This is a genomic window from Lentilactobacillus hilgardii DSM 20176 = ATCC 8290, assembly GCF_000159315.1.
Classification (GTDB): Bacteria; Bacillota; Bacilli; order Lactobacillales; family Lactobacillaceae; genus Lentilactobacillus; species Lentilactobacillus hilgardii.
This window is the reverse complement of the sequence record NZ_GG669996.1, coordinates 1-1,608: the sequence shown is the minus strand read 5'-3', so window position 1 is coordinate 1,608 and position 1,608 is coordinate 1. Positions and strand designations below refer to the sequence as shown.

At 33.6% G+C, this 1,608-nt stretch carries 1 protein-coding gene and 1 tRNA gene; one reads left to right on the top strand and one right to left on the bottom strand.

Annotated elements, in window-relative coordinates; genetic code table 11:
• The first annotated feature begins 143 nt into the window (after positions 1 to 143).
• Positions 144 to 764: a hypothetical protein gene (locus HMPREF0519_RS10615; protein WP_003636122.1), complete on the top strand. Its 621-nt coding sequence runs from the start codon at positions 144 to 146 to the stop codon at positions 762 to 764.
• 724 nt (positions 765 to 1,488) lie between these two features.
• On the opposite strand, the gene HMPREF0519_RS10610 is transcribed toward HMPREF0519_RS10615, so the two are convergent.
• Positions 1,489 to 1,561: transfer RNA gene (locus tag HMPREF0519_RS10610), tRNA-Thr, on the bottom strand.
• Between the last annotated feature and the right edge of the window lie 47 nt (positions 1,562 to 1,608).

Sequence of the window (1,608 nt, the reverse complement as noted above, 5' to 3'; positions counted from 1 at the left end):
ATAAAATATTTGCTCATCTAATAGATTTTTGAAGTAGGCAAAGCATATAATGGATTTCGAAGTTTAAGATTATTAACATTTGAAAAATGTTAAATTATTTTTTCTTAAATTAAAAAAGTTATTTTGGGGAGGAGTTTAAGATTATGAAAAAAATGGTATTTATTGCCGGGGTTGGTTTAGCAATTCCATTTATATTCGCAAATGCAGCAAGCGCCAGCTATTACAGTAGCAACGCATTGAAATTAAAGGTTCGACCTGTAAATAATTCACAAACTAAAATTTCCAGCACTGCTACAAAGGGCTCCAGCGTTAATTTTTATCAAGATGGTGATTTAAAAGCTAAAGCAACGACTAATTCTTCTGGGCATTTTACGATTCCGTTAAAATATACACTCTCACATATTGGAAGCTATAAAATAACCGCCACTAAATTTAATTACCGACCAGTTAGCCAAACATTTAAAGTAGCAATGTATCCTTATACTGCTCAAATTAAGCCAATTCAAGCTCAAATTGATACACTACAAAAGCAACTTGATTCTAGTCAGTCTCAATTATCTACTATGCAAAGCACAGCGGATGGATTAGCTAATAGTGATACTTCCTCTGCAGACTACCAACGTGCATTTACGGCCGCTGGTAGTAATCCACAGGCTTTTCAAGCTAGTTATCTCGGATTAGAACAACAATCAATCGATATTCAAAATCAAATTTCACCATTACAGGCACAAATTCAACATTATCAAGATCTGAGTGAACAGTAATTTTACTAATACTAATGAATAAAACTGATTATTTTTTAGTTCGTATTAGTATATAGAAGACTTCACATTAAAAAAGATTAAGTAATTATACGGTTTCCTACAATTTTTTACGGCGTTAGTTTTCTTATAGCTACGATAGCTATCATCAGCAGTATAATTTACTTACTGTTGATAACCAGCTTTTATGCTTCAATTAATGAGCCTTAGCCTTTTATATCCATTTGTCTTCAATAAACTTTAGGAAGACTTCTGACTATGATTATTGCTTGTCAACTTGGAAATAAAGAGTTAAACAGTGTTTAGTATGAGTTTATTGAAATTTGATACTAATGAAAAGGCCCACAAGTCCCGGTAGAAAGGGCCTATCAATAGAATACCTATCAAAAAAGTGTCATAACTATCAAACATATCTGATAGTTATGACACTTTTTGCAGACCGAATTTTAAGCAATCAAGTTGACTTGCCTGCAAAGGCCAATATTTTTACGGTGAACCTTTTATTATTCCTAATTCTTAGGTAATGATTGAATTGTAGACGTTAATCACAAAATCACTACTGAAGATAATTATAGTCAACACTGGTGAATATTGGTTGATTAAGATGAGGTTATTGGGGGGTTCATCACTGCTTTTATAAGTCATGTGATGAGAATCATCAAAAAACGGAAATGACTTAACCACGCAGGTTATGTCATTTCCGTTTAAATTCGTTTATAACTCAGTATGCCGGCTGCAGGAGTTGAACCTGTGACCCTCGGTTTACGATACCGATGCTCTACCAGCTGAGCTAAGCCGGCGAAAGATTAGACAAAAGTGCTAACGTCTTGTTAGCACCATAATCAAT

Bases quoted from the DNA above. Each gene is read 5' to 3' on its own strand.
- HMPREF0519_RS10615 (WP_003636122.1), top strand. From the start codon at position 144: ATGAAAAAAATGGTATTTATTGCCGGGGTTGGTTTAGCAATTCCATTT.